At 60.1% G+C, this 19,267-nt stretch carries 21 protein-coding genes; 8 read left to right on the top strand and 13 right to left on the bottom strand.

The window, feature by feature from the left end:
- Window position 1: 1 nt before the first annotated feature.
- The 5 genes from AC1DCM_RS07335 to AC1DCM_RS07355 all read right to left on the bottom strand — a co-directional run bounded on the left by AC1DCM_RS07335 (window position 2) and on the right by AC1DCM_RS07355 (window position 5,372).
- A complete protein-coding gene (locus AC1DCM_RS07335; RefSeq protein WP_477517804.1) occupies window positions 2-817 on the bottom strand; it encodes an ABC transporter ATP-binding protein in 816 nt (271 codons plus the stop codon).
- A complete protein-coding gene (locus AC1DCM_RS07340; protein ID WP_477517805.1) occupies window positions 814-1,764 on the bottom strand; it encodes an ABC transporter ATP-binding protein in 951 nt (316 codons plus the stop codon). Before AC1DCM_RS07340 ends, AC1DCM_RS07335 begins: the two co-directional genes overlap by 4 nt.
- Complete coding sequence (locus tag AC1DCM_RS07345) at window positions 1,761-2,675, bottom strand: ABC transporter permease (RefSeq protein WP_477517806.1); 915 nt, start codon at window positions 2,673-2,675, stop codon at window positions 1,761-1,763. Before AC1DCM_RS07345 ends, AC1DCM_RS07340 begins: the two co-directional genes overlap by 4 nt.
- Window positions 2,672-3,688: an ABC transporter permease gene (locus tag AC1DCM_RS07350; RefSeq protein WP_442005118.1), complete on the bottom strand. Its 1,017-nt coding sequence runs from the start codon at window positions 3,686-3,688 to the stop codon at window positions 2,672-2,674. Before AC1DCM_RS07350 ends, AC1DCM_RS07345 begins: the two co-directional genes overlap by 4 nt.
- Window positions 3,689-3,779: 91 nt before the next feature.
- Window positions 3,780-5,372, bottom strand: coding sequence for an ABC transporter substrate-binding protein (locus tag AC1DCM_RS07355; RefSeq protein ID WP_477517807.1), 1,593 nt, complete (start codon window positions 5,370-5,372; stop codon window positions 3,780-3,782).
- A gap of 73 nt (window positions 5,373-5,445) precedes the next feature.
- On the opposite strand from AC1DCM_RS07355, the gene AC1DCM_RS07360 reads away from it, so the two are divergent.
- Entirely contained in the window at window positions 5,446-6,363 is a 918-nt protein-coding gene (locus AC1DCM_RS07360) for a LysR family transcriptional regulator (RefSeq protein ID WP_477517808.1), read from the top strand.
- 8 nt (window positions 6,364-6,371) lie between these two features.
- Here AC1DCM_RS07360 and AC1DCM_RS07365 read toward each other — a convergent pair whose 3' ends face one another.
- On the bottom strand, window positions 6,372-6,974 hold the full coding sequence (locus tag AC1DCM_RS07365; RefSeq protein ID WP_477517809.1) for a TetR/AcrR family transcriptional regulator: 603 nt from the start codon (window positions 6,972-6,974) through the stop codon (window positions 6,372-6,374).
- A 117-nt stretch (window positions 6,975-7,091) separates the two neighbouring features.
- Between AC1DCM_RS07365 and AC1DCM_RS07370 the strand changes: the two genes are divergently transcribed.
- The 3 genes from AC1DCM_RS07370 to AC1DCM_RS07380 all read left to right on the top strand — a co-directional run bounded on the left by AC1DCM_RS07370 (window position 7,092) and on the right by AC1DCM_RS07380 (window position 9,805).
- Complete coding sequence (locus tag AC1DCM_RS07370; RefSeq protein WP_477517810.1) at window positions 7,092-8,012, top strand: carbon-nitrogen hydrolase family protein; 921 nt, start codon at window positions 7,092-7,094, stop codon at window positions 8,010-8,012.
- Window positions 8,002-9,429 (top strand): APC family permease, encoded by a 1,428-nt coding sequence (locus AC1DCM_RS07375; RefSeq protein WP_477517811.1) that lies wholly within the window; start codon window positions 8,002-8,004, stop codon window positions 9,427-9,429. Before AC1DCM_RS07370 ends, AC1DCM_RS07375 begins: the two co-directional genes overlap by 11 nt.
- Window positions 9,430-9,541: 112 nt before the next feature.
- Window positions 9,542-9,805 (top strand): hypothetical protein, encoded by a 264-nt coding sequence (locus AC1DCM_RS07380; protein WP_477517812.1) that lies wholly within the window; start codon window positions 9,542-9,544, stop codon window positions 9,803-9,805.
- An 86-nt stretch (window positions 9,806-9,891) separates the two neighbouring features.
- Here the strand turns inward: AC1DCM_RS07380 and AC1DCM_RS07385 are convergent, their stop codons facing one another.
- From AC1DCM_RS07385 to AC1DCM_RS07415, 7 genes are read right to left on the bottom strand one after another with little or no spacing between them, the layout of a single operon-like run.
- Complete coding sequence (locus AC1DCM_RS07385) at window positions 9,892-10,959, bottom strand: LLM class flavin-dependent oxidoreductase (RefSeq protein WP_477517813.1); 1,068 nt, start codon at window positions 10,957-10,959, stop codon at window positions 9,892-9,894.
- On the bottom strand, window positions 10,959-11,216 hold the full coding sequence (locus tag AC1DCM_RS07390; RefSeq protein ID WP_442005126.1) for a tautomerase family protein: 258 nt from the start codon (window positions 11,214-11,216) through the stop codon (window positions 10,959-10,961). Before AC1DCM_RS07390 ends, AC1DCM_RS07385 begins: the two co-directional genes overlap by 1 nt.
- 5 nt (window positions 11,217-11,221) lie before the next feature.
- Window positions 11,222-12,709, bottom strand: a complete 1,488-nt coding sequence (locus tag AC1DCM_RS07395; protein WP_477517814.1) for an aldehyde dehydrogenase — start codon at window positions 12,707-12,709, stop codon at window positions 11,222-11,224.
- Window positions 12,699-13,439: an alpha/beta fold hydrolase gene (locus AC1DCM_RS07400; RefSeq protein ID WP_477517815.1), complete on the bottom strand. Its 741-nt coding sequence runs from the start codon at window positions 13,437-13,439 to the stop codon at window positions 12,699-12,701. Before AC1DCM_RS07400 ends, AC1DCM_RS07395 begins: the two co-directional genes overlap by 11 nt.
- Before the next feature lie 12 nt (window positions 13,440-13,451).
- The gene (locus AC1DCM_RS07405; RefSeq protein WP_442005129.1) at window positions 13,452-14,006 is read right to left on the bottom strand and encodes an amino acid synthesis family protein; all 555 of its coding nucleotides are present in this window, start codon (window positions 14,004-14,006) and stop codon (window positions 13,452-13,454) included.
- Window positions 14,003-14,611, bottom strand: coding sequence for an amino acid synthesis family protein (locus tag AC1DCM_RS07410; RefSeq protein ID WP_477517816.1), 609 nt, complete (start codon window positions 14,609-14,611; stop codon window positions 14,003-14,005). The genes AC1DCM_RS07405 and AC1DCM_RS07410 overlap by 4 nt, the downstream gene beginning before the upstream one ends.
- Before the next feature lie 55 nt (window positions 14,612-14,666).
- Window positions 14,667-15,347 carry a GntR family transcriptional regulator gene (locus AC1DCM_RS07415; protein WP_442005131.1) on the bottom strand — a complete coding sequence of 227 codons (681 nt, stop codon included), beginning with the start codon at window positions 15,345-15,347 and terminating at the stop codon, window positions 14,667-14,669.
- A gap of 149 nt (window positions 15,348-15,496) precedes the next feature.
- Between AC1DCM_RS07415 and AC1DCM_RS07420 the strand changes: the two genes are divergently transcribed.
- From AC1DCM_RS07420 to AC1DCM_RS07435, 4 genes are all read left to right on the top strand, one after another.
- The gene (locus AC1DCM_RS07420; protein WP_477517817.1) at window positions 15,497-16,426 is read left to right on the top strand and encodes a flavin reductase; all 930 of its coding nucleotides are present in this window, start codon (window positions 15,497-15,499) and stop codon (window positions 16,424-16,426) included.
- 100 nt (window positions 16,427-16,526) lie between these two features.
- Window positions 16,527-17,957 (top strand): purine-cytosine permease family protein, encoded by a 1,431-nt coding sequence (locus tag AC1DCM_RS07425; RefSeq protein ID WP_477517818.1) that lies wholly within the window; start codon window positions 16,527-16,529, stop codon window positions 17,955-17,957.
- 103 nt (window positions 17,958-18,060) lie between these two features.
- Window positions 18,061-18,543, top strand: coding sequence for an NUDIX domain-containing protein (locus AC1DCM_RS07430; RefSeq protein ID WP_442015698.1), 483 nt, complete (start codon window positions 18,061-18,063; stop codon window positions 18,541-18,543).
- Window positions 18,544-18,620: 77 nt separating this feature from the next.
- On the top strand, window positions 18,621-19,267 hold a 647-nt coding region (locus tag AC1DCM_RS07435), incomplete at its 3' end, for an aldehyde dehydrogenase family protein (protein ID WP_477517825.1).

Below are 19,267 nucleotides of genomic sequence, written 5' to 3' on the forward strand. Positions count from 1 at the left end.
TCTAGTCGCTGCCTTGCGTGTTAAGGGTGTGGGCGTTTGCAATCTCTGGTTGGCCATGTCCTGGGGCTGCCTCGAGGAGTTTGCGGGTGTAGTCGTGCTGTGGGTTGGTGAAGATCCGCTCGGCTGGTCCGCTTTCTACGATCTTTCCGGTCTTCATGACCGCAACGTCATCGCTAAGGTAGCGGACGACGTCGAGATCGTGAGAGATCAGCAGATACGTCAGCCCTTTTTGTTGCTGCAAGTCCTGGAGCAGGTTCAAAATCTGGGCCTGGACGGAAACATCAAGAGCGCTGGTGGGTTCATCCAGGATCAGGAGACGGGGCGAGGTGGCCAGAGCGCGTGCTATGCCGACGCGTTGGCATTGTCCTCCGGAGAGTTGGTGTGGGAGCCTGTGTGCGTGTTCGGCTCCCAGCCCGACCTCGTCAAGCAGATTGTTTACTCTTGCTTGGAGCCTCTGCCCCTTCAGGGAAGTGTGGGTCCGTAGTGGCTCTGCCACTGAAGCCCCGATGGTCATGCGTGGGTTCAAGGCCGCCACGGGATTCTGCAGTACTATTCCCATTCGCGAACGGACAGTGCGCAGTGCCTTGGGTGCGAGCATGCCGAGGTCTTGTCCTTCAAAGATGGCCCGCCCGGATGTTGACCGCATTAGCTGCATGGCACAGCGGGCCAGGGTACTTTTGCCAGAGCCGGATTCTCCGACCAGGCCGTAGACGGTGCCTTCCTGGATGTTGAGGGAGACGTCGTTGACTGCGGTGAAGACTCTTCTATGGTGCGGGAACGTTTTGACGATGTTTTCGAGGGTGAGAACGTTGGTCATAGTTCGGCTTCCTGGAGGCAGGCGACTGCCTGGTGTGGTCCTGTCTCGGTGAGGAGCGGGTCGGTGAGGGAGCAGTCGGTGACTGCATGCAAGCAACGGTTTCTGAAGGCGCACCCGGTGAGGGAGAGGAGGTTTCCCGGCACTGTTCCAGGGATGGCATTCAGTCGCTGGCCGTGGGTTCGCCCTGCTGGGAGGGCGCCCAGAAGGCCGCGGGTGTAGGGGTGGCATGGGTTGTTCATGACCGCTTCGACAGTTCCGGTTTCGATCACCCTGCCTGCGTAGAGGACCGCCACCCGGTCACATACATCGCGAATGATGCCAAGGTTATGGCTGATGAGCAGCACACCGAACCCAAACTTGTGCCGGAGTTCGTCAATCAGGACCAAAATTTGCCGGGCGACAGTGACGTCCAGGGCCGTCGTCGGCTCATCCAGTATCAACAGCCGGGGCTGGCGCAGCAGAGCCATGGCAATCATGGCCCGCTGCAGCATCCCGCCGGACAATTGATGCGGATAACTGCGGTAGACACGTTCGGGGTCGGGAAGGCCGACCAGGCTCAGGTGTCGTATGATTTCAACTTTGCCTTCGGGCCTTGAGATCTGTCGGTGCCGGCTCAGGACATCGCTGAGTTGGCGGCCAAGCGTGAAGACKGGGTTGAAGGCAGTTCCGGGGTTTTGGAACACGATGGCCACTGGCCCGCCTGGTTCCGAGGAGGCGTGTAAGGGATCATTGCTGATGCTCACTTGCCCCGTGCGCCGTGCACCGCGGGGAAGGATCCCCAAGGCTGCAAGTCCTGTGAGGGACTTACCGCAGCCCGTTTCACCTACCAGGCCGAGGATTTCACCCGCGGAAACATCAAGGTCGATCCCGCGGACGGGGCGGTTGGTAACCTTCCCCCGGTCGGTGAATTCGACGTTTAGGTCGCGGATGCTAAGTACGTGTGTCATCGCTTTACCTGCCTGGGGTCAAGGAGGTCGCGCAGCGAATCTCCGAGGAGGTTGAATCCCAGGACGGCCACAAAGATGGCCAGCCCCGGAAAGGTGGCTATCCACCAGGAGCTGAATATAAGTCCTCGTCCTTCGGCCACCATCAGGCCCCAGTCGGGCAAGGGCGGCTGAGTTCCAAGACCGATGAATGCCAGGGATCCGGCGGCCAGGATCACAGTACCGATGTCAACGGTTGCTTGGACGAGGATGGGCGTCATGCAGTTGCGAAGTATATGGCGGCTGATGATGAGCAGTTGCGGAATGCCCATGGCGCGGGCTGCTTCGACGTAGGAGCGTTCCCGAAGGGATTTTGCTTCCGCTCGCACAAGGCGCGCATACCAGGGCCACCAGCTGATGGCCAAGGCGATGCCGGCGTTGGTCAGGCTGGGCCCAAGAATCGCAACGGTCACCATGGCCAGGAGCAGAGGCGGGAAGGCCTGGAAGATCTCGGTCACACGCATCAAGGCTTCGTCAAGCCAGCCACCGCAATATCCGGCGACAGCGCCGAGGGGAATGCCGATGAGGGCAGCGGCCGCGACAACGACGGAAGATATGGTGAGCGCCGGGTTCGCGCCCATGATGATGCGGCTGAGAACGTCACGACCGAGTTGATCGGTGCCTAGCCAGTTTAAGGCGTTGGGGGCGAGGTTTCGGGCGGAGGCATTGGTCGCACCCATTCCCTGATCAGGGAAAGGTGCCAGCCATTGCCCGAAAATAGCCAGGATTACGAGAAGGATAATGATCATGGCGCCGACGGCGGCCAAACGGTCACGGCCCAACGTCTGTTTGAGCAGCTTGATCGGTGTGAGGGTTCGCTGTTCTCCGGTCGTCCCGGAAAGGCTAGGGGCGGCGATTTGGGTGGTGGGGCTCATGACATGCTCACTCTGGGGTCGATTCGTGATTGCAGGATGTCCACCAGAAGGTTGGCCAGCAGGTAGGCTGTGGCGCCCATGAGTGTAATTGCCATGATGGCCGGGTAGTCCACTGCAAGCATGGAGGATGTAGCGAACTGCCCGATCCCTGGCCAGTTGAAGACAGCTTCGACGAAGAAGGTTCCGGTCAGGGCGTAGGCTGCAGCCATTCCGGCGATAGACAGGACTGGTGGCAGAGCATTTTTCAGGGCGAGGCGCCACCGGATGGCGGACTCCCTTAGACCGTAGGCCCGGGCGGTGAAGATGTAATCCTGGTTCATGACATCGAGCATGGCGGCCCTTGTCATTCGTGCAACGAGTCCGAGAGGGTATGCGGCCAGGGTGAGGGCCGGCAGGATCATGTGCTGCAACCCGTCGGTGAAGGCCACGCCGTTGCCGGTGATCATGCTGTCTAACAGGGGAAGACCGGTCACGTGACTAATGGGGTTGGAGTATTTGATGGAGTTGCTGAATTGCCCCGTTGCTGGAAGTATTCCCAGCCCCCCAACGAACAGGAGTTGAAGGAGCAGTCCGAGCCAGAAGGCCGGCACTGAAATCCCTCCGATAGAGAGGAAACGGATTGCTCCGTCGAGGAATCCGCCGGGGCGGCGGGAGGCCACCACGCCAAGGATGATCCCCGCCATAACAGCCAGGACTATGGCAAACCCGATGAGTTCCAATGTGGCCGGAAGGCGGGTGAACAGCTCGTCCAATACGGGGCGTTTTGTGGCAAGAGAATGCCCCCAGTCGCCGGTGACCAGGTTCCTCAAGTATTCGAAGTACTGAATGAATATGGGACGATCAAAACCCAGCTCTTGGCGGACCCGGTCAAGCTCGGCCGGTGGGGCCTTGGGGCCGGCATAAATGACGGCAGGGTCGCTGGGAACGATACGGGATAGTACGAAGACGATCGCTGTGAGCACGGCGAGAACCAGCACCGATGTGATGAGCCGTCTGAGGACGAAGCGCAACATGGTTCTCCTTATCTTGGTGATGGAATGAAGGTCAGGACAGGGGAGACGCGGCCCGGTTCAACGAGCCCGGGCCGCGTCTCTGAAGGGATAGCTAGGCAGAGGGTTTGATGGATGCAAAGAACACTGTGAAGGGATAATTTTCGTTGAACTGGGAAATGTTCAGTCCAGTGGGAACTACGGAGACTGCGCGGGCATCGTAGAGGAAGGCCCCAGGTGCTTCCTTATAGAGGAGCTGCATGGCTTCCTCATAGAGGTCCTGGGCTGCAGACCTGTCCGTTCCTGTCAGTGTTGCCGCCTTATCCACCAATGCGTCGTACTCGGGGGAGTTCCAGTAGCTCAAGTTGAAGGATGGCTTTTCGCTGGAATGGAACAGTGTGGTGAGGTTGTCACTGCCGGCGTCGCTGTAGGTCGGCCAGTAGTACAACACAAAAATGTCCTGAGCTGTTGCGGGATCGGCCTTGGCGGCATCCCACTGCTGGTTGAACAACTGGGCCTTGACGTCCAGTTCCACACCGATCTTGGCGAACGCATCCTTGATCAGTGGCACAAAGCGGGCTTCTGCAGGGTTTTCGGAGGCATAGCTAAGAGTGAGCTTCAGGCCGTCGGCATGACCAGCTGAGGCCAACAGTTGCTTGGCCTTTTCCAAGTCTTGGGAGTACTGCGGGACATCCTCGCTGTACGGGAATATGCCCTTGGGAGCAGGGCCGTGGGACTGCGTACCGTAGCCCTGCCCTCCGATGTCGATGATCTCCTTGTACGGAATTGCGTAGCTGAGCGCGCGGCGGACCTCCGGGTCATTCAGCGGTGCACGGCTGGTGTTAAACATGGCCAGGAAGTTGAAGGGTGAGTTGAAGTCTTTCACCGTGAACTTCGGATCGTTAGCCAGCGTCTTGGCGTTTTCCACGGGGATGCTGGTCGCATAATCGACCTCTCCTGCGGTCAACATTTGCTGGGCCGTTACCGCATCCGGAGTGATGGAGATGTCCACAACGTCGAAATGCGGGGCCTCTTCTTTGTTCCAGTGGGCATCGAACCTTTTCAGCACGACCTCAGAGCCGGGTTTGTAGGAGTCGATGGTGTAAGGTCCGGAGCCCGCGTCAATTCCGGCATCAAAGTACTTCTCGTCCTCAGCCGATGCCGCCAGGGCTTTGGGGGAAACGATCCAGGCGCCATAGGTGGAGGAAGCTACGAGGTCCATCGGGGCAGCGTATTTAAGATTGATAGCCACAGTTGAGTCGTCCGGGGTTTCTATGCTCTCCACCGGGGCCCAGATGAAGGATGCTGCTGCCCGCTCCCTTGCGGCGTCAATGCTGGCCTTGACAGCTGCAGAATTGACGGGCTCGCCGTCGTGGAAGGTTGCGCCTGAACGGATCTTAAAGGTCCATGCCTTTCCGTCCTCACTGGCGCTCCAAGACTCGGCGATGGCCGGCTTGAATTCTTCGGCGGAGCCTTCAGGGTTCTTCCATAGCAGGGGCTCATAGACGTTTCCCATGTACAGCGCCTCGGTTGAAAAGGAACGCACGGGATCCCATGTGGTTATGGCAGCAGACGCGGCGACCGTGAACACATCCGGCTTTGAAGGTGCATCCGGAGAGGGAGTGCAGCCCGCTGAGCTTAAGGCAAGAACCACCGTGGCGGCCGCAGCGAACACGGTCCGAGCCGGGGTTGGAAATGAGAGTGCCAAGAGAGACTCCTTGAAGAAGGGGGGAAGTGTGACGAGTCTAACTAGGCGACACTATGCCTGGGAAATGCCTATAATGGGTAGAACCAATACCTTGGAGGTATATGTGGACTTAAGGCACCTAACATATTTCCTGAGCATCGTTGATGAAGGATCCATCAATGCTGCGTCACGCTCGTTGATGGTGGCCCAACCATCTTTATCCCGGCAGCTTCGTTCGTTGGAGAAGGACCTCGGGCTGACCCTCTTCGATAGATCAGCAGCAAAATTGTCACTGACCGCTGCGGGCACTGCATTTCTGCCCATCGCCAAGGATCTGGTCACTCGCGCAGCCCAGGCCAAATCATCCGCACGTGCAATGGCCGGGGGATCAGTGCAGCGGCTGACGATAGCGGCAGCCTCTGCCACCATCGCCGACATCATCGCCCCCTTCATTGTTTCGCAGGGGCCAGATGGAGTCCTTACCAATGTTGTCGAGGCAACCCCTGAGTTTGTCTACGATGCGTTGCAAGAAGGTAAGGCTGACTTTGCGCTGGGAACAAAGCCACCGCCATCCGAGCTTGAATCAGTTGTAGTGGGGAGGGCGTTCCTTTGGGCGCAGTGCAACGCCGAACACCCACTTGCCGGGCGGGAGAAAATCAGCCTCCAGGAACTCGTGCAATGGCCGCTCATAACCATGACAACCGATTTTGGTGTCCGCACAATGTTCGATGATGCTGTTAGCGCCGAGAGTCTCACGTATAAAGCCGAATTTGAAGTACGCTCCGCCCGGGTCGGCCAAGCGCTGGCGGCCGCAGGCAAAGGCATCTGTGTGCTCTCGGATGATCCGGGTTTTGGAGTGCATGCCATGCCCATAACTCATCGCGGAAAGGATCTGGTGTTCACGCTCTTCGGCGTGTGGAATCCGCTGCACTTCGCCACACCTGCGATAGGGGAGTGCCTGAACAACCTTTCACGTTTCACATCGGACCTGTATCCGGCCGCTCGAACATAGAAGGGACCTCACTCCCTTGTCTTGGTTTTCACCATGGTCCTCGCGTAGCTGATCAGAAACTCGTACTCGTCTTCCGGTGTCAGGTCACCGAGGAGCACGTCCATTACAAGGCCGTCCTCGAGGGCTACGAAGCTCCGGGCCAGGAATCCGGCGGGCGCCGACAGGGTGAAAGTATCCTCCTGCGCGCCTCGTTCCAGGATCCCCTTGTAGAGGTTCGTTTGGCGTTCCACGAACGCCATCTGCTGTCGGGCAGCTGCTTCGTTGCGCAGATAAACCGGGATCAGTTCCACGAGGATTCGGGATGCTGTTTCGCTTTCCCCTGGCCAAGGTACGCCGGAATGGATGCAGGCCCTGAGCTGCGCTTCAGGTCCGCTCTCAGCTTGGATGCGAGCCTCCCTCCGGTCACAGTACTCCGTAACGCCTTGATGGAAGACTTCGCTGAAGAGCTCGTCAACGTCGCGGTAGTAATACAGCACTGCAGCTGGGGTGACACCGGCTTCGTTTGCAATGTCGGAAAGGCGGGCCGCTGATGAGCCCCTGTCCAGGAGGACTCGTCCAGCCGCTGCTACGAGTTGATCCCTGCGTTCTGTCTGGTTCCGTGGTCTTGCCATGATCTCAATGCTTTCACACCGCGCTCAAGGTGAGCCTTGACACACCCAGGTTCCTTAATTAATCTTTAATTAATCTTTATTTAAGAAACTCGCTATACGCAAGGAAACCTCCCTGTCATGACTCGACTTCTCCCTCTGGCTCTTGTGCAATCACCTGCCGAGACGTTGACTGATTTTGCTGCTGGTCTCGAGCGGAAGGTCAAAGCACATGCGGTCGCCGACCTTTTCGTTTACCCGGAGCTGCACTTGAACACTGCAGATTCTCCGGGCCCTGCGGACCGGCAGGCCTTTATGGAAGCCTCGGCCGAACCTCTCGATGGCCCACGCGGGCGTACTCTTTCTGAGCTTGCCGGAGATCTCGGGATCTGGGTTTTGCCGGGCAGCGTGCTTGAACGTGGCCCGGATGGGCGCATCTACAACACCGCCGTCGTGTACTCCCCGCAAGGAAAAGCTGTAGCCGCGTATCGGAAGATCTTTCCCTGGAAACCGTACGAGACCGTTTCTTCCGGCCAGGACTTCGTAGTCTTCGATATGACTGGTTACGGCCGAGTCGGTCTATCCATTTGCTACGACGCATGGTTCCCCGAGCACAGCAGGCATCTGGCATGGATGGGCGCGGAACTCGTCCTTAACGTTGTCCAGACCCCGACCAATGACCGCGTGCAGGAAGTGGTCATCGGGCAAGCCAACGCAATCGTCAACCAAAATTTCGTTGCCAGTGTTAACGCGGCCGGTCCGCACGGGGTTGGACGCAGTTTTCTGGTTGACCCTGAAGGCCGCGTGCGGATCTCTGCGACCGGGCCTGAAGACGCCACCTTGGTGGATGTGATCGACCTGGACCAAGTAGGAAATGTACGTCAGTATGGCACTGCGGGCGTCACCCGCCCCTGGGACCAGTTCGCTGAAAATGATGACAGCATTCCGTTGCCGCTCTACGCGGGTCAGCTGGATCCCCGCCTATGGCGGCAAACCAACTCCCCATCAAACCTGACCAACCTCAGCACTGCCCCAGCCCAAGGAACCTCCCATGTCCGCTGAGAACATCAAACTCACCCCCAAACTATCCCTGCTATCGGTGGTCGTGTTCGGCTTGGCCTATATGGCGCCGGGCATCGTCATGACGATCTTCGGTGTGATCTCCTCCACCAGCGACGGAACAGCCCCGACAGCATTCGCCCTCGCCACTGCCGCCATGCTGCTGACGGCCCTCAGCTACGCAAAAATGGCAAAGATCTTTCCGAACTCAGGTTCGGCCTACGTGTATGCGCGCCGACTACTCGATTCTCGCGTCGGCTTCCTCGTCGGGTGGGCGATCCTCCTGGACTACCTCTTCCTTCCCACCGTGGCCTGGCTCTTCCAATCGTTCTACCTCGCAGCACAGTTTCCCGACATCCCCGTTTGGGCCTGGCTCGCCTTGAATGCAGGACTGACAACGATTATCAACGTCACGGGCATCGTGCTCACCGACCGTGTCAATAAGACGCTGACCCTCCTGGTGGTTACCCTCATCGGGATCTTCATCGCCTACTGCCTGGCCTACCTCGGTGGAAACCCGCCGTCCTCGTTCACGGACCCCTTCTGGAATAGTGCGACGACGGTAGGCGGCGTCGCCGCGGCTGCGGCCATCGCTGCCTACGCCTTCCTGGGATTCGACGCCGTCAGCACACTCAGCGAAGAAACCAAAGACGCCGAACGCAATATTCCGCGGGCTATCCTCCTGACAGTCCTCGTCGGAGGAGTACTTTTTGCCGTTGTCTCCTACATCATGCAGCTCGTTCATCCCGGCGGGGACTTTGAAGAAGCAGCCACTGCGGCATATGCGATGCAGGTTCTCGTCGGAGGGCAGTTCTACGCCAACATCACCAACATGCTGTTTATCGTCGGCGGGTTCGCGTCGGGGCTCGCCATCCAGGCCAGCACCAGCCGGCTCCTCTACGTCATGGGCCGCGACGGAGTCCTGCCCCGCCGGCTCTTCGGGCGCCTTCACCCCCGAACCAGGACGCCTATCTTCAATCTGGTCCTCGTTGGTGCCGTGGCCATGCTGGCTCTGAACATCTCCTTGGAGGTCGCAACGTCCTTCATCAACTTCGGCGCCTTCCTGGCATTCACCACCGTGAACCTCTGCGTCGTCGCCTACTTCATCCGAAGCCGTCGGCAAGGAAAAGACCTTTCGATCATTGGCTTCATCGTCCTACCAATACTCGGGGCTGCCGTCGACATCTACCTTCTAACCCAGCTCAGTCCCATCGCCATCACCATCGGCGTCTGCTGGATCGGCCTGGGCGTGCTCTACCTCGCCTTCCTCACCAAAGGATTCCGCAAAGAACCACCAGAAATGCGGCTACAAGACCGTGAGGGCCAGCCCGGCGAACCCACTAGCGTTCTGCCGCCAAAGGCGGACGACACACGGGCAGCCAGGCAGAAAGCAGCCCCGGTCCAGCCCACTGAAATCTAAACTCCCCGACAACTATAAGGACGGGCCGGGCACGGGTGCCCAGGCCTGTCCTTGCGTGGCATGCGAAATGACGACCAATCCAAGTCGACACAAAGAGCAAAGCAGGAGTCCAATGATCATTACGATCGAGGCCGGCCGCTACTTCCACATCACCGGCCAATCGACAACAGAAATCTCAGACAGTATCAACACGGCTGTGGAGATGACCCGCGACCACTCGATGACAGAAGGATGGCAGGGCACTGTTGTCACCCGACACGGGCCTGACATGTACACGGTGAACCTGAGCTCTGATGTTCCCTATGGAGTAACGGTGGAACGGGATCTCACCAGCGGCAACCAGCCTAAGGACTGGGGACGTCAGGCAGCTATCTAGAAACACGCCGACGACGGCAGCAAAGTCCCGCCGTCGTCGGCTGTAATGTACCCCGAGCTTTCCCGAGGCGCGGACGCAAAGCGCCGCTATCTGGCCGCAGTTGCCGGGGCCTCCTGGAAAGCCGGTACAACGTGCTCGATGAAGAGTTCGAGTGAGCGCTTCTTTTCCTCATGGGAAAGGCTGTTGTCGGACCAGATGCTGAACTCCGTAACGCCCAGTGCCTCGTAGTGGCGGAGCCGTTCGATCACTTCTTCAGGGGTCCCGATCATTGCCGTTTGGTGGAGGGACTCCGGCGTGAACTCCGGACGGTCGGCGAACTTTTCTTCAGGGCTGGGCTCGAGGAAGCCGTTGATCGGAGTGTTCTTGTTCCCAAACCAGGCGTCGAATGTCCTGTAGAACTTGTTGATGGCCTCTGCCGGGCGGCGCCAACCCTCGGGTTCGTCGGCTGAGTGGACATGCGTGTGGCGGAGCACCATGAGATCCGGCCGGGGGACACCCGGGTTGTTTTCGACGGCGGTATCAAACTTGCGCGCGAGGTCGTCGACTTCCTCGTCGCCTTTCATCAGCGGGGTCACCATGACGTTGCAGCCGTTTGCGACCGCGAACTCGTGCGAGGAGATGTCGCGGGCTGCGATCCACATGGGCGGGGTCGGTTTCTGTATGGGCTTGGGGACGCTGGTGGATGTGGGGAACTGCCAGATCTCGCCGTCGTGTGCGTAGTCACCTTCCCAGAGCGCGCGCACGGCGGGAACGATTTCGCGAAGGTGCTTGCCGCCGTCCACCGCGGACATGCCTCCCATGAGGCGGTCGAACTCGAACTGGTAAGCGCCGCGGGCGAGCCCTACCTCCATTCTGCCGTTGCTGATGACATCCAGAAGTGCGGTCTCTCCAGCCACTCGGAGCGGGTTCCAGAAGGGCGCAATAATGGTCCCGGCGCCCAGCCGGATGCGTGAGGTTCGCGCCGCCAGGTAGGCGAGTTGGGGCATGGGGCTGGGGGAGATGGTGTACTCCATGGAGTGGTGCTCACCGATCCAGACGGTGCTGAATCCTCCAGCTTCCGCGAGGAGGGCCAGCTCCGTCAGGTTCTCGAAGCATTCGCGGTGGGAGACGGACTCGTCCCAACGCTCCATATGGACGAAGAGGGAAAACCGCATTAGTGACTCCTTCGTTCTGCGGCGGCGTGTGCCGGCGAATCGATGTTTGGGGCAGCTTCCTGGGCTGCTGCATTGCGTTCGGCAATGGTCTGATTGCCGCGGGACCAGTGTTCGTGCTGGATTTCGCGGATGATGACCGTGGTATTTTCGGGCAACGCGCCCACAGAGATCTCGGCGGCGCGGTGGAGCTCGTCAATGAGCGATCGGAGCTGCTCGGGGGTCCTGCCCCGGGCGATTGAGACTTCGATAAGAGGCAAGATTGTCAGCTCCTCATGATGAAGGGGTCGGCGATGGGGGATTCGTCGGTGTTGATCCAGACACTCTTGACCCTGGTGTATTCACGGATGCTTTCCATGCCGTGTTCCACGCCCACGCCGCTGGTCTTGAAACCTTCGCGTGGTGATTGGGGAGACATGGTGCGGTAGGTGTTGACCCAGATCGTTCCTGCCTCCAGACGGCTGGCCATCCGGTGTGCCCTGGCCAGGTTGGTGGTCCAGACGCCGGCGGCGAGTCCGTACGTGGTGTCGTTGGCAAGGCGAAGTACTTCGTCCTCGGTTTCAAAGGGCATGATCGCTGCGACCGGGCCAAAAATTTCCTCCCGAACCACACGCATGGAGTTGTTCACGTCGGTAAGGACGGTTGGCTCGAAGAAGTAGCCGCCGAGGCCGGTGTTGGGTCGGCCCCCGCCGGTCAGGACAGTAGCCCCTTCAGAGACACCGAGATCCACGTAACTGGCCACCTTGTCACGTTGGTCCTGGAATGCCAACGGTCCCAGTTCAGTGGCGTCAAGCAGGGGATCGCCAATGACAATGCTGCGGGCGCGGTTGGCAACGCGCTCAAGCAGTTCGTCGTAGATGGATTTGTGGGCGAACACACGACTTCCTGCAATGCAGGTCTGCCCGGCGGCGGCGAATATGCCAGCTACTACTCCCATGGACGCATTGGCAATGTCAGCGTCGCCGAAAACAATGTTCGGGGATTTGCCGCCCAGCTCCAGCGTTGAACCGATGAAACGGGACGCGGTTGAGGAAGCAATGCGGGCGCCTGTGGCGGTGCTGCCTGTGAATGAGATCTTTGCCAGGCGGCGGTCCTCCACCAGCGCGGCCCCCGCCTCTGCGCCGAACCCTGTGACGACGTTGATGACACCGGGCGGAAAACCGGCTTCATCGGCCAGCGCGGCGAGGCGCAGGACGGTGGCCGAGGTGTATTCGGAGGGCTTGATGACAATGGTGTTGCCGGTCGCCAGTGCGGGGGCCAGCTTGCTCGTGGTCAATGTCAGGGGCGAGTTCCACGGTGTAATGGCACCCACGACGCCGAGGGGTTCCCGCAGCGTGTAGTTCAGCATGGCGCGGCTTGAGCCAGGTATGGTGTCGCCCTGGATCTTGTCCGCGAGGCCTGCGTAATAGTAGTAGTACTCGGGCATAGCGGCGAGCTGGGCGCGCATTTCGCGCAGGAGCTTACCGTTGTCCAGGGATTCCATGCGGGCGAGTTCGTCACCGTGCTCGCCGATCAAGTCACCGAGCCGGCGGAGGAGGTGTCCGCGCGTGGTCTGGCTCAGGTCCCGCCAGGCCGGGTTCTCGAAAGCCGCAGATGCTGCTGAAACGGCCTTGGAGACATCGGCTTCGTTGCCGCGTGCTGCGCGGTAGAGGACGTCGAGGGTTGCTGGGTTGCTGCTGTCGAAGTAGTCCCCATTGGATGGCGCAACCCACTCGCCGTTAATGAAGTGTTCGTAGCGGCGTTCAGTGGACATTCGAATGCTCCTTGATGAAGGCTGTCAGTTCGTTGGCGAGCTCTTGGGGACGCTCAACGGGCATCATGTGGCGGGCCCCGCTGATGATGGAGTACGTGCTGCCGGGGATGGCCGCCGCGAGCCGTGCACTCATCTCGGGCGTTGATCCCGGGTCGAGCTCGCCTGTCACGGCATGGGACGGAACGGTAATCCGGGGAAGCTCGGGGGCAAGTTCTGCATCCGCAGTTGCGAATACCCGGTAGCAGGCCACGAAGGATTGGGGATCGTTGCGAAGCAGGACCTTTCTGGTTGCCTCGACCACTTCGGGCGTCACGGAGGACCCTTCCGGATACCAGCGAAGGATGGATGCTTCCACGGTGGCGGGAAAGTCGGCAGCGGCTGAGGCCAACCGCGTCATCACTGCGGCGTGCTCCTGCGGTGTCCGGTTACATACTGATCCGACCGAAACCAGGGAGGCCACAAGATCGGGCCGGTAACGGGCCAGATGCTGGGCGACGAGGGCACCGAGCGAGAACCCCACGAGGTGGGTGTCGGGTTCGAGGTGTCCCGCGACATCCGCGGCGAGTTGGGCGAGCGTCACTCCTTCCGGTACGGCCTGCCCCCGGCTTCCGTGGCCGAGGAGTTCAATCACTTGAGTGTCGAATTCAGGTTCGAGGAATTCACGGAGCGGCCCCCACATCGACCCGTCAAGGCCGACTCCGTGAATGAGTGCGATGCGGGCGCGGCTCACTGGGCAGTCTCCTTAGTTGGCTTCGGTGCTGAAGGCGGCCAGGCGCTGCTGGGGCCGTCCCTGGGCTGCTGCTGCGAGGGCAATCACGATTTCATCGGCGTGCGGCGCATCGTTAATCCGGACTTCGATGCTTTGGTGGTGGGACCGGATGGTCGCATCAGTGATGTGCTTGAGGGGAATATCGAAGACAACACCAGCAGGGCCACGCTTTTCCACGGCCGGCAAGAGGGTGGTGGCGTTGGCAGCGTCACGGAAGTGGTTTCCGAACGCGAGGGTGTGGATGAGGCCGGAACCGTGCTCGATTTCACCGTTCAGTCCCACGATCGCAGCTTTGCCATATGCTTCGGCGGGGGAGCCGAGCGCTTCAAGCACGCGGGGAGCGAGGAGGGCCCCGATGTCCGATGCATTGCCATCGATACCGGCGGAAAGGTCCTCAACAAACCCTTGACCTGCCCACGGGTTCTTAATGATGGCTGCGACAACCGCGACCCTTGCGGTCGGGCTGACTCCCCGGCCTCCTTCAGTCAGGACGTCTTCAGTCAGGGTGACAATTTTGCGAATGCTCATGAAACAAGTTCTCCTAGGGTGTCTGCTTTGACGATGGGATCAGTGCGGCGGTCACCAATGCGGGAATGCGGCCTGGGCCCGGTTGAGGCGCCGAGGACGACGACGATCTCGTCTGGGCGCGGGGCGTCACCGATGCGTGTGGTGATGCTCTGGTAATGGGTGCGGGTGGCGGCGGCGTTCTTATGCCAGAGGGGTACCACGAGCGAGGTCCCTGCCTCTGCACGATCGTCTGCGAAGCAAATGATGGATTCGCCATCGAAGCTTTCACGGACCAGGTTGCCAAAGAACGGTGTGTGGATAAGTGCGGCGCCGTGTTCAATTTCGCCGTCGATGCCGACCAGTGCGGCCTTGCCGAACGCCTCGATGGCGTCCACGCCGCCGAGGTTGGCAGCGAGGACGTCGGTCAGTTTTCGTGCAAGCACCGGAGCGAGCTGTACTACTTCCTTGCCGAGGTCATCGCTCGCGTCGCCGCCCAGCCATGGGTTGGTGACTACGGCAGCAGCTGTTGCGCGAACCGCTGGAATGGCAGGAGAGGCACCGTTTTCGAGCAGGATTTCCTCGCTGTAGTAGACAATCTTGCGGATGCCGAGTCGTTGGTCGTTCATTGTCGGCTCTTTCCAGTAATGGTGAAGCGCATGGCTTCCTTTCGTTGTGGTTGCTTCAGCTCCGGCGGCCCGGAACCGGTTCGGTGAGGGCCTCCCTGGATGAGGCGTGAACATGGTTCCTCATGGCGGATTCGGCCCCGAAGGGGTCCTTGTGCTCGATCATGTCCAACACAGCCCGATGTTCACGCGTGGAGGCTTCGAGCCTCCCCGGGTGTTCAACCGTGCGCAGAACAAGGCGTTGGTACGCGAGCTGGTTCATGAGCCGCTCATAGTGCTCAATAAGCTTTCGGTTGTCCGAGCCGCGCACGATCGTCCAGTGAAACTCATGGACCAGCCGGGCATAGGTGTCGGTGTCATGGGTCAGGGAAGTCATTTCGGACTCTTCCAGGTTCCGCCGCAGTATTGAGAGCTCCTTGACCTCTCCGCGTCCGGCGAGCAGGGATGCAGCGAGTCCCTCCAGGGACTCCTTGAGCTGGAAGAGCTCGATGATCTCCCTGCGCGTGGGCTCACGCACGAAAGTGCCCACCTTGGGCCGGATCTCAACCAGACCTTCATGCTGCAGCTGCTTTAGTGCTTCGCGGATAGGGGTCCGGCTCACGTCGAACTCCTGGGCCAGGAATGCTTCGGGAAGAACTGCGCCCGGAGGAAAATCCCCTCCCAGTACCAGTCTGCGGATCCGATCAAGGAGGGCGTCGCGGTCAGCCAGCGCATTCTCTACTTCCAGGTTCTCTTGCATACATGAAAGACTATGTTGCATGCATCAGCGGAGTCAACAGTAGGTCGCGAACTTTTAATAAAGCCCGGCATTACAAGGAATTTCCCAATTTTGCGTTGGCCTATTGACGTTGGCATGTGACCTGTCTTACGGTCATTGGTATGCAACAGATGCTCGAACCGCTTATCACGTCAGCTTGGCTCGCCGCTTGGGACAAGGGAGACCTTGATGCTTTGGACAGCCTCGTATCTCCCGGTTATACCCGCACCAGTAAGGCGACAGGCGCAACTGTCGACCTCGCCGGCCTCAAGTCGGAGATCGCCGCCGTTCGGGAGGCCTTCCCGGACCTGCGCACTACTGTCGATGACGTCGTCGAAGGGGACGGCACAGTCGCCGTTTTCTGGACCTCCACCGGCACCCACACCCATGAATACCTCGGCGTACCGGCCACTGGTCTGACTGTGCAGACCCGTGGCTCAAACATCCTGATCCTTCAGGACGGCAAAATACTCAACGAAACCGTGACGTGGGACGGCAGCGAACTGCTCGCCGGCCTTGGAATCCGGCCGCTGCGCGGGATTGCAGCCCCGATTGTTCCGGATGGCGACGAGTTTGCCGAATTGGACCCATCGCTGATGAAGGCTTTCAACCGCCAGTTCATTACAGGAGTTACGGTCGTGACCACAAAGGAAGGGGAGACCCCAAAGGGCCTGGCAGCCAACTCCTACTGCTCGGTCTCCCTGGAACCACCGCTGGTGCTTGTCTGTGTCCAAAAGACGTCCAGCACCTACCCGGCCCTTTTTTCTTCAAGCCATTTGGGCATCAACATTCTCGGCACGGAGCAGTTGGGCACTGTGAAGACTTTCGCTTCGAAGGCTCCTGACAAGTTCGCTGAGCTCGACTGGCACGAAGGGCCCAAGGGAAGTCCTCTGTTGGACGGCTCGGCCGCTTCCCTTGAAGCTGAAATCCAGGAACGTTTCCAAGCCAAGACCCACACGGTCTTCATCTGCAGGGTCCGCCACGCGGAAATCAGCGAAACTGCGCCGATGGTCTACAAGGCCGGGCACTTTTTCGACGGCGCTCAACTCGCCGAACTTTAGACGGCCGGCGCGGCCAACAATCCCCGACAGGAAACCAACCGCGCCGACCGAACTGCTCGTAAGCAGCGCACCGAGGTGCGCATCCAACATTAGGACAAAAATGAGCCCGGACACCATTCGCGCTGCAGAAAGCAGCATTGCCGAAGATCGCGGTTATCGCGACAGCCTCACCAAAATCGAGCCTTACGGCATCGAGCACATCCCCGACGTCGAACGCCACGGCAAACCCCGTTCCCAGTTCTTCCTCTGGTTCGCCGCCGGAATGAACTTCCCCATCGTCGTCCTGGGGTTCAGTGCCACATATTTCGGCCTGCCGTTCTGGGCTGCGGCCCTGGCGATCATACTTGCCGGCGTGACCTCCTCGGCGGGAATGGGCTACCTGTCCGCAATGGGTGTTCGGCTGGGCGTCCCACAGCAGATGCAGGGGCGCGGTCCTCTTGGTTTCATCGGCAACCTCTTCCCGGTGGCCTACGTGAATGTCTTCGCTGGAATCGGCTGGGCCGCCGTTACAGTGATCCTCGGCGGCCAGGCGATCGCCCTGCTCACCGATATCCCCTTTTGGCTCTCGTCACTGATCCTCATGGGCATCCAGCTTGGAGTGGCCGTCATTGGCTACAACCTGATCCACTTCCTGCAGCGCATCCTGTCATTTGTCCTGGTGATCGGGTTTGTCTTCATCACTATCGTGGCAGCGGCCAACGGACGCGTCGAGACCGACTTCAACCCCGCAGCCCTGGGCTTTAACGGCGTCGGAGGGTGGATCGTCTTCTTCGGCTGGTTCTTCTCCTTCATCGTCGCGTGGATGCCCTTTGCGTCCGACTACTCCCGTTACCTTCCCAATACAGCGGGGAACAGGCGCGGCGCCGGCTGGGCTACCATGCTGGGCAACTTCGTCACCCTTGTCTGGATGGGGATCCTCGGAACCCTCCTGGGAACCACCACCACGGCGTCCGACAGCATCGGTGCGCTGAAGGAACTTATGGGCCCTTGGGCCGCCGTCGGCCTCGGCGTCGTCGCTTTGTCCTCGTTCACGCAGAACTTCCTCAATGTCTACGGCGGTGCCATTTCCATCCAGACCATGGGCGTCCCCGTGAAGCGACACACAGCAGTAGTCTTCATCTGTGCCGCATCGTATCTCGTGGCACAGTGGGGCCAGACCGGGTTCAACGAAGGCTTTACTGCATTCCTTAACCTGACTGCCTACTGCATCGCCCCGTACGTCGCCGTCCTGGTCTGCGATTACCTGTTCGGAGGCCGACGCACCGATCGTGGGCTGCGCGAACTTTTCGATAAGAGTCGGAAGTTCGAATGGGGCTTCGTGGCTTGGGCAGCCGGCGTCGTGCTTTCCTCCCCGTTCTGGATGTCCTCGATCTATACCGGACCGATAGCCGCTGCTTTCCCGCAAATGGGTGACCTCTCCTATTACATTGGTGCGGCCATTGCTGCTGGCACCTACCTCGCCACGCATCGCCGCAGGCGTCTTTCAGGGCTGGAAATGCTCGACCGCAGCCCCGGCGCGCAAACCCTCTAACCATCAAGGTGGCAAAGGTCGGGGAGTGGTCCACCCAGGATCCTCCCCGGCCTTTGCACAACAACCTTCAAACCCCGGGCAACCGAACGCATCAGGAGCACCGATGAGTACCGCAACACTGCAAGGGACGAGCGCGGAAGTAGACTTCACCGCAGTCTTCCCGCCCCGGGCCGTTGTAGCTGTGGTGGTTCAATGGCGCGGACGAATTGCCCTCTTTAAGCGCAGCCAGTCCGTCGGTCATGAACGCGGACTCTGGCACTGCATCACCGGATACCTCGAACCAGCCGTTTCGCCGCTCCAGCAGGCACTGGCTGAACTCGAGGAAGAAGCAGGTCTCGCCCTCGGGGATCTCGCCAGCTTCCGGACCGGTGAACAGCTTCAAATTTCTGACCACGAAGGCAATCCGTGGCTGGTCCATACCTATACAGCCGTCAGCAAGAGGCGACGATTAACGATCAATGACGAGCATGACACTTATCGCTGGGCTGCTCCCGGGAAGATCCGGCGGTTCTCAAATCGGGTCCCGTGGCTGGACATCGTTCTGGGGAGCCTGATGCCGGGTGCCGAAACGAATGCAGGACGATGAACGCAGCGTCGGGTCCTGGAACACAACATGAGCTACGCAATAGTAAGGAACCCTCTGTGGCCGAAAACTCTACTTTGATGATTGACCGGGAAACGAGCATCCTCGCGTCCGTGCCTACCGGCCTCCTGATCGGGGGTGAGTGGCGGGACGCGTCCGACGGCGGCACGTTCGATGTGCACGATCCCGCCACCGGGGAGGTGCTCGCCACCCTCGCCTCCGCGACCAGCGCCGACGCGATCGCCGCGTTGGACGCCGCCGACGTGGCCCAGGCCTCCTGGGCGCGCACCGCGCCCCGGGTGCGGGCCGAGATCCTGCGCCGGGCCTTTGACTTGGTGACTGAACGGGCCGAGGACTTCGCTTTGCTGATGACCCTGGAAATGGGCAAACCCCTGCCCGAAGCACGCGGCGAAGTCACGTACGGGGCTGAGTTCCTGCGTTGGTTCTCCGAAGAAACCGTCCGCGACTACGGCCGCTACCTCACCACCCCCGAAGGCAAAAACAAGATCCTCGTCCAGCACAAACCCGTCGGACCCTGCCTGCTGATCACCCCCTGGAACTTCCCCCTGGCCATGGCCACCCGCAAAGTCGCCCCCGCCGTCGCGGCCGGCTGCACCATGGTCCTCAAACCCGCCAAACTCACACCGTTGACGGCCCAGTACTTCGCCAAGACCATGCTCGACGCCGGCCTGCCCGCCGGAGTCCTGAACGTCGTCGCCTCCTCCAG

Source organism: Paenarthrobacter sp. 10N417 (assembly GCF_056394745.1).